Genomic DNA, 7,775 nt, shown 5'->3' on the forward strand with positions numbered 1-7,775 from the left:
CTCTTACTTTTTGGCTTGCCCCAGCGGTTCGCGACTGACCAATCAGCACCACCTAACGGTGTGCTTCTTGGGTCGCTATCGCATGGGAAGTATTAACCAATCAGCATCGCCCTTCGGACTTGCTTCTTGGATACTTCTCCAATAAGTAACAAAAAAGGCACACGCTGTTGAAGCGGACTCTAGCCTACGCTATAACGGACTGCACCGCTTAGTGGTTCGTGTTTATCCAATCATCTTCGCCCTTATGGGCTTGATTCTTGGAACACTATCACATGGCTCGTATTCACCAATCACCTACGGTTCTTGGATACGAGCGCAAAAAAGCGTGGAACGCAGACGATAGCTTACTACTAAAGGGATAAGGACGTAAAATATATTGATGATTGCGAATGCAATCATCACGTTCTCCATCTCGACTTTGCAAAAGCTGACATTGGCAAATCCATCGCCTTTGAAAAAGGATTTGAGTTGTGGCAGTAGATGATAGTCCTTTTTCAAGAGCGATGCAGTTTCTTTGTAACTTTCTTTGCTGACAAAGAAAGTTAAAGAGAAGGGAGAAGCAGTTTGCTGTGAAAAAGCAGGCTTTGCGATTTCAATACGCACCGAAAAAACTCAAAATCACCCCCCTCCCCTCTTTCATAGCCTATATATAGAAGAGAAAGGAGGGTCCCCTCATGCCACACATCTCTCGCCCTGTCATCTACATCAGCACGACCGGGCGACAGCTATCGCTTGCCGATGGTCAGCGCGTACTGTTCACGTATCCCATTGCGATCGGCAAGGCTATGACGCCGACACCGCTGGGAGATTTTTATATCGTGAGCCGCATCATGTATCCGGGTGGTATCCTCGGTACGCGGTGGCTCGGTCTTAACTACGATGCGTACGGCATCCACGGGACGAACCGCCCCGAGTCGATCGGACAGATGGCATCGAACGGTTGCATTCGCCTCCACAATCATCACGTGGAGGTACTGTTTGACTTAACGCCGTTTGGCACGCCTGTGTATATCCGCAGCTAAGTCGGCTATCCTATCTGCGACCTCTCCCACCTGCTGTCTGCGAGCTTGCCAGAAGCGAAGGATGATATCGCGCTCTCTATCCGTCAGCCACGCAGGCGGTATTTCTGCAATCATCTCCGCGACCTCATCACTTTCAACAGACAGTATCCGCTCCACATACGGCGCAAGCTTTTCCCTCGTCAGATAATGACGGAGAAGCCACCCGAAGGCGCGCCGTTCGTTGACCGTATGCGAAGCACTTCGCCGAAGGAGCGACAATTCCGTCCACCGCCCGCTCCCAAAAAGATGCGAATGGTCTATCGCATAAACGCGATATCCGCGCCCCTCCCGCCTTGCGAGGAAGTTCTTGCGATTGAGCGTACGGTCATCATTATAAAGAAGGTGGTCAAACAACATCGTGCCGACCACCTCATCTTTGTTTACAGCCAAGCGCATCACACACCGACCGACATATTCACATCCTGATAGATACCGACTGCCGAAATGAACGCCCTCATCGGCGCGCACCTTCCGCAAATATCGATTCTTATGTACAAGCGCAGACGGGATACAGACCATCTCACCGCACGGAACACACAGCCCTATGCGCCTTGCAAGACGAAAGCCCAGCCACTCATTGGCAAGCACCTTCGGTCCGACCTTATTTTGCATCAGCTTCACCACATAATGACGCCCGTCTTCCCCAAGCATCAGCCGTGGTGACGTCACCCCGACACCCATCGCGCCCAGATCACACTTTATGAAGATCACGCTCTGCTCACCTCAATACAATCTATGAGGAGAACACACATTTATGCCTTGCAGTCGATCTTACGCCACAGATGATACGCAACACTACCGCCGACAGCCAATATCGTACACATCATCACCACAGCACCGAGCCAGCCGAACATCTGATACGGGATCCCCGTCAGAGATCCCCAGAGGCTCGCACCGATATAGTAGCACAACAGATACAACGACACCGCCTGCGCCTTATCACCGCGGCACACCAATCCGACCCAACTGCACGCCGACGAATGTGCGCCGAAGAACCCAAACGTAAAGACCGCCAAGCCGAGCATCTTCATCAAAAGCGGTGACGGAAGCGTCAGAAGCGTACCGATAAACGCCAAAAGAAAGCTCGCACACAGCACCTTACCGTGACCGCAGATATCGGCCTTCTTGCCCATGTACGCTGATGCGAACGAACCGACCAGATACATCGCATAAACAAAGCCTATCTGCGTCTGCGTAAACGAATACGGCTCCTGTACCAACACATACGGCAAGAAATTGTACATCGCCATGAAGCACCCCATCACGCAAAACGCAACGAAGTATATCTCCACCAGATTCCGATTCTTAAAATTATCGAATATCGACTGCACAAAATGGTTCGGACACTTCTTCGCAGGCGTAAAATTCACCGACTTCGGCAGCGTAAACAGCACCCACAGCGCAAGAACGAACCCGAGCGCACTGATACTCATCAGCCCGATATGCCAATCATACAGATCCGCCACCGCACTCGTCGCCAGTCGCCCAAACAATCCCCCGAGCGAATTCGACCCGATATAGATACCGATGACCATACCGATCGTCCGCGGATCGAACTCCTCATTGATATACGCAATAGCCGCCGCAGGAAATCCCGCAATAAACAGCCCCTGCAGCGCGCGGCACACAAGAATCGTCTCGAATGCACTGCTCATCGACGCCCCGATCATCAAGACAGCCGACCCGATCAGCGACACCACGATCGTCGTCTTGCGCTCCAGCATCCCCGCGATCCCCGCAATAAGAAGAAGCCCGATCGCCATACCGCCCGTCGTCATCGACATCGCGAGTGACGCCGTCGACGGCAAAAGATCGAACGTAGCCGACACATTCGGCAGAAGCGGCTGCATACTGTATGTCAGACCAAAATTCGCCAGACTTCCGAATAATAATGCTACGATCGCCTGATAATACGCACGTGAACCCTGCGCAATATAACTACGTTTCATTGATTTCATCCCTATCTCTTTTATTTATCCGTAACTTTTATTGTACTCCTCTTTGCTTCATTCAGTCAACTGTAAACCCAAAGCCCCGAATCGTTCCCCTTCCACCCCTCCCTTTACTCTGTATTTTCTGACAAATTCATTCGTCCTGTGCACAAACACGTTTTGCACATCACGATTACAGCAACCCGTGCATATTCATTCTGTATTCTGTATGTTTTTTCATGTATTTTGTATTTTTGCGTATTTTCCACTTATAAACTATAAATTTTTACCATTTACATATTGACACAGTTACAGTTTTGGTTCATAATGTGTTTCGTAGATAATACAAATAAGAGATATTGAGTGAAATAGAGGGGGATATTATCATGAGCGCAAAACAATATGTAGAATCCTGCATTGCAGAAGTAGAAAGATTAAATCCGGGTGAAACGGAATTCCATGCGACAGTCAAAGAAGTATTGACATCCATCATTCCGGCACTCGAAAAACATCCTGAATTACAGGCACAGGCACTTCTTGAACGCATCACCGAACCGGAACGCACGATCATGTTCCGCGTACCGTGGGCAGATGACAACAACGTGATCCACGTAAACAAAGGCTACCGCGTACAATTCAACAGCGCGATCGGCCCATACAAAGGCGGTCTTCGCTTCCATCCGAGCGTAAACCTCAGCATCATCAAATTCCTTGGTTTCGAACAGATCTTCAAAAACGCACTCACCACACTTCCGATCGGCGGTGCAAAAGGTGGTTCCAACTTCGACCCGAAAGGCAAATCCGACGGAGAGATCATGCGTTTCTGCCACAGCTTCATGACGGAGCTCTCCCGCCACATCGGTCAGGACACTGACATCCCGGCAGGTGACATCGGCGTAGGCGCACGTGAGATCGGTTACCTCTTCGGCGAATACAAACGTCTCCGCAACGCTTATGAAGCAGGCGTACTCACAGGTAAAGGCCTCGGCTACTGGGGCAGCTTGGCACGTAAAGAAGCTACGGGCTACGGTCTTCTCTACTTCGTTCGCCTCATGCTCGCAGACGCAGGCATGACGATCGAAGGCAAAACGACTGTCATCTCCGGTTCCGGTAACGTAGCAACATACGCGATCGAAAAAGCACAGGAACTCGGCGCACACGTCGTTGCTTGCTCCGACTCCAACGGCTACATCTATGACAAAGACGGTATCGACCTCGCAGTAGTCAAAGAGATCAAAGAAGTAAAACGCGGTCGTATCAAAGAATACATCAATTATCGCCCGAACGCAGAATATCATGAAGGCTGCCGCGGTATCTGGACGATCCCGTGCGACGTTGCTCTCCCGTGCGCAACGCAGTCCGAAATCGACCTCGAATCCGCTAAGATCCTCGTTGCAAACGGCGTAAAAGCTGTCGGCGAAGGCGCTAACATGCCGTCCACGCTCGACGCTATCGCATACTTCATCGACTCCGGCATCATGTTCGCTCCGGCAAAAGCAGCAAACGCAGGCGGCGTAGCAGTATCCGCACTCGAAATGAGCCAGAACTCCATGCGTTATCGCTGGACATTCGAAGAAGTCGATTCCAAACTCGAAAGCATCATGACGGCGATCTACAACGACTCCAAAAAAGCAGCAGAAGACTATGGCTATCCGGGCAACCTCGTAGTAGGCTCCAACATCGTTGGCTTCCTCCGCGTTGCAGAAGCAATGGTAGCACACGGCGTAGTATAATAGACTCCTCTACATACAAAAAAGAAGTCCCTTCAAACGAAGGGGCTTCTTTTTTTGCTGTAATAGCCATAAGAACGTCCTTGCAGGCAAATATTTCTGCTATCGAATGAACACTTAGCGAATGCGAGCCGAAAAGCGAAGCATGAGGTTAGTGAGAATACATGCCCTTGTGGTATAATTATCACAAGAAGTCTTGCTCTGCAAGCCTTCACGCTATCGCGTCCTGTGCTAACGCACAAATGCGATAATTGAACCACTGCACAAAAATGTCCTTGCAAGCAAACATTTTTGCTTGTGGTATAATAAAGATACCAACATTCGGGAGGGAACACTTATGTTATTTCGCTGTATGATGATACTGTTTTTATTGATGATATCCGTGATGCCTGTATGGGCAGAGGAGAAGGATGCTTCTTCTGATTTAATAAACGAATTCCGACAAAAGTATTATCAAAGAGTAAATGAGTCCCCGTTATCTAAGCTTATCGTTACGACAAAAGATTGGCGTGAAAATGATATCTACTATGTTCGCCATACGATCACCAATCCGACCAACGAAAAGATTGAAAAAAAGCTCACTCGTATTCAGGTTTCGTATGATACGCACAATCAGAAAAAAACATATTCTTATCATCAATATGTTGACACGATCTCCGACTTGGTAATTGAGCCAAACGAAACGATCACAGTTACCTTTCCGCTTTCGCTCCCTGCCAATGATCCTATCGACCTAGTAGAACACGAACACACTTTATGGGAATTCACCGATCGATCTTATATCGACATCGTTAACGCTCCGGCCTCTGCTGATTTCCACATCGAACCGGTATTCTCACCAACAGGCGGCTTTGCCATCTCTATTACCAACAATTCCTCCGATACAACGATCACAGAGATGTGCGATATCAACTTATCTGCCTACTTCCGTAAAATATCCGATGGCAAAACAGCTCGTTTCAACTACTGTTCGTCCGATACATTCCCTCTCACGATAAAACCGTATGAAACCATAACCGTTCCGATCTCCAAACAATATTTACCCAATGCCGATGATCTGTCCCTCAATGAATTTTATCTAACAACACGACTAAACGATTCCCTCTACTGTTCTGAAAAAGATCCTTCCGCCCCCCCTCCATCGCATGGTATGTCTTCTTACCGTTTGGTTCCCAAACTGGAATATATCCCGCCTTTCACTTGGACTCAAAATCCACTGAAAGGAACAGGAACTTTCGAGATAGACGGCGATAAGCTGACTTGTTATTTGCAGATAAAGAATCCGAAGGATAAAGCTGTCACATTGGCAAAACCCATGATCAGATCACTGTTTATGTACTATGACAAGAATCATCTTTTACAAGCAAAGCATATCGAATGTATGCTTCCTGACGAAGCATCTTTCGCTCCCAACGAAGAACGCTTCTACACTTTCTCTGTTACACTCCCAACCGATCATTTCGTACAATATCCGTTTATCGAATGGCTATTCCCGTCCTCTCAGAATGGTTCTCCGTATCTTTTAACAGAATCGTACAAACCGCTTTCTCCGAAGGAAAAAACACGTTATACCGATCTTGGTACGGCATCATTCGTGCCTCTCCGCGGTCTGACCGAATCTTTTTATCTTGGTATGGGCTTCCCGACGAACAGAATCATGCTTATATTTTTACTCTATTCAAATTATTGACGATCCTGGATTCTCCTCATTTTTTTGTGGAATAAGGATCAAAGGAAGAAAATCAGATACCCAATCTTCTAATACCAAGGTTGTTAATTCATCCAGAAGCCATTTATGATAGATCGGCAATGTTTCAGCTTCTGCCTCACGTCTTTCACGTCCTTGGGTCACCAAATCATTGATCAATTTCTCCCTCCTATTTTGCACATCCAGTACACATCTCAATGCAGCAACAGCCAAGAGTGCATATCCCAGGCCTGCACCAATTTTAGCTAACCTCGAATCTTGTGGACACATAGCAAGAATAGCGTCTATCGAGCCAAAGAAATCAAGAACAGTTTGATCTAAATCTTTTTTTAACGCGCGTTTTTCAGCTTTTAGAATTTTTTCTATTAAATCCAAATTAGGGGAAAGAAATGCTCCTTCCCCTAGCATAGCAGAACGTTCATATACACTATCGCCTGCGCTATAATTCAATCTTGGCATTGGCGAATTTCTTATCATTTCTTCTGCCTGTTTCCGAAGCTCTTCTTCCTGCTCGGGAGTAGGATGCGCTTTTCTTATTTGTCTATACCGTGCACCATATGGTGACCATATTTCATACAACTCATAGTCTGTAAGGCGCGGATTCTCGGGATTGATTTTTTCTTTTTCTTCCATCTTCTCAAATGCCAAATCCATCATCTGATTATAAAAATTGACCATATTACTGTCTGTTGAATCAAACTCTTGATCCAACAAATTGACTTGTTCCTCATCATGAACAGTCTGAGGATATGCTTCTTTTATCTCTTTATATGTCGTACCATACGGAGACAGCAGTTCATATAATTCCAACTTAGTAGGAAGGCTCATCTTATCTTGCTCTCCGCTATCATCTGTTCTTTCTTCTAATCGGCTTGCTATCTTTCGAATCGCTTGCTTTACATCAAAGGCAGGCTCTTTTTTTATGTCTGTATTCATTTGTAAAAGGTTATTGGGTCTTGCATACAGAGATTCTGTATTTAATTTTTGATTAAACGTGAACGACGGTTGTTCATTACCCTGCCCATATACAAGTGTATCATTCGGTATAATATTATTATATCTTTGTATTTCCGTCTTATTCGGTATGAAAGATTGACCGAGGAAGCTTCTTTCTTGCATACTTTTTTTATGCGCTTCTTCTTGCTGCGTGAGATAATGTAACATATCTCCTCTCGTTTTTCCTCCGGGAATCCCATTGGGGAAACCTTGTGCTTCTGCGATGCGATATTCTTCGTCTAACTTCAGCGAAGCATCCCATCTTGCTTTTTCTTCGGGTGTCAGTTCAAAGAACTCTTGCCATTTTCTTGGCATCGGTTCTCCTGTCATCACGCTGATCGTATGTTGA

At 46.8% G+C, this 7,775-nt stretch carries 7 protein-coding genes; 3 read left to right on the plus strand and 4 right to left on the minus strand.

Annotation, left to right across the window (positions count from 1 at the left end; genetic code table 11):
• Positions 1 to 294: 294 nt before the first annotated feature.
• Entirely contained in the window at positions 295 to 603 is a 309-nt protein-coding gene (locus tag IJN28_00305; protein MBQ6712212.1) for a hypothetical protein, read from the minus strand.
• Between the two features lie 71 nt (positions 604 to 674).
• On the opposite strand from IJN28_00305, the gene IJN28_00310 reads away from it, so the two are divergent.
• The gene (locus tag IJN28_00310) at positions 675 to 1,022 is read left to right on the plus strand and encodes a L,D-transpeptidase (protein ID MBQ6712213.1); all 348 of its coding nucleotides are present in this window, start codon (positions 675 to 677) and stop codon (positions 1,020 to 1,022) included.
• Here IJN28_00310 and IJN28_00315 read toward each other — a convergent pair.
• Both IJN28_00315 and IJN28_00320 read right to left on the minus strand, forming a co-directional pair.
• The gene (locus tag IJN28_00315) at positions 984 to 1,772 is read right to left on the minus strand and encodes a hypothetical protein (GenBank protein MBQ6712214.1); all 789 of its coding nucleotides are present in this window, start codon (positions 1,770 to 1,772) and stop codon (positions 984 to 986) included. The two genes, IJN28_00310 and IJN28_00315, sit on opposite strands and share 39 nt — an antisense overlap.
• A 41-nt stretch (positions 1,773 to 1,813) precedes the next feature.
• The gene (locus tag IJN28_00320; GenBank protein MBQ6712215.1) at positions 1,814 to 3,010 is read right to left on the minus strand and encodes an MFS transporter; all 1,197 of its coding nucleotides are present in this window, start codon (positions 3,008 to 3,010) and stop codon (positions 1,814 to 1,816) included.
• 365 nt (positions 3,011 to 3,375) lie between these two features.
• On the opposite strand from IJN28_00320, the gene gdhA reads away from it, so the two are divergent.
• Both gdhA and IJN28_00330 read left to right on the plus strand, forming a co-directional pair.
• Positions 3,376 to 4,725, plus strand: coding sequence for an NADP-specific glutamate dehydrogenase (gdhA, locus tag IJN28_00325; protein MBQ6712216.1), 1,350 nt, complete (start codon positions 3,376 to 3,378; stop codon positions 4,723 to 4,725).
• A gap of 334 nt (positions 4,726 to 5,059) precedes the next feature.
• A complete protein-coding gene (locus tag IJN28_00330) occupies positions 5,060 to 6,412 on the plus strand; it encodes a hypothetical protein (protein MBQ6712217.1) in 1,353 nt (450 codons plus the stop codon).
• Here the strand turns inward: IJN28_00330 and IJN28_00335 are convergent.
• A partial coding sequence (locus tag IJN28_00335; protein MBQ6712218.1) for a hypothetical protein occupies positions 6,401 to 7,775 on the minus strand: 1,375 nt, incomplete at its 5' end. The two genes, IJN28_00330 and IJN28_00335, sit on opposite strands and share 12 nt — an antisense overlap.

It is taken from the genome of Selenomonadales bacterium (genome assembly GCA_017442105.1).
In the GTDB taxonomy this organism is placed as follows: domain Bacteria; phylum Bacillota; class Negativicutes; order RGIG982; family RGIG982; genus RGIG982.

Bases quoted from the DNA above. Each gene is read 5' to 3' on its own strand.
- IJN28_00310 (MBQ6712213.1), top strand. From the start codon at position 675: ATGCCACACATCTCTCGCCCTGTCATCTACATCAGCACGACCGGGCGA.
- IJN28_00320 (MBQ6712215.1), bottom strand. From the start codon at position 3,010: ATGAAACGTAGTTATATTGCGCAGGGTTCACGTGCGTATTATCAGGCG.
- IJN28_00330 (MBQ6712217.1), top strand. From the start codon at position 5,060: ATGTTATTTCGCTGTATGATGATACTGTTTTTATTGATGATATCCGTG.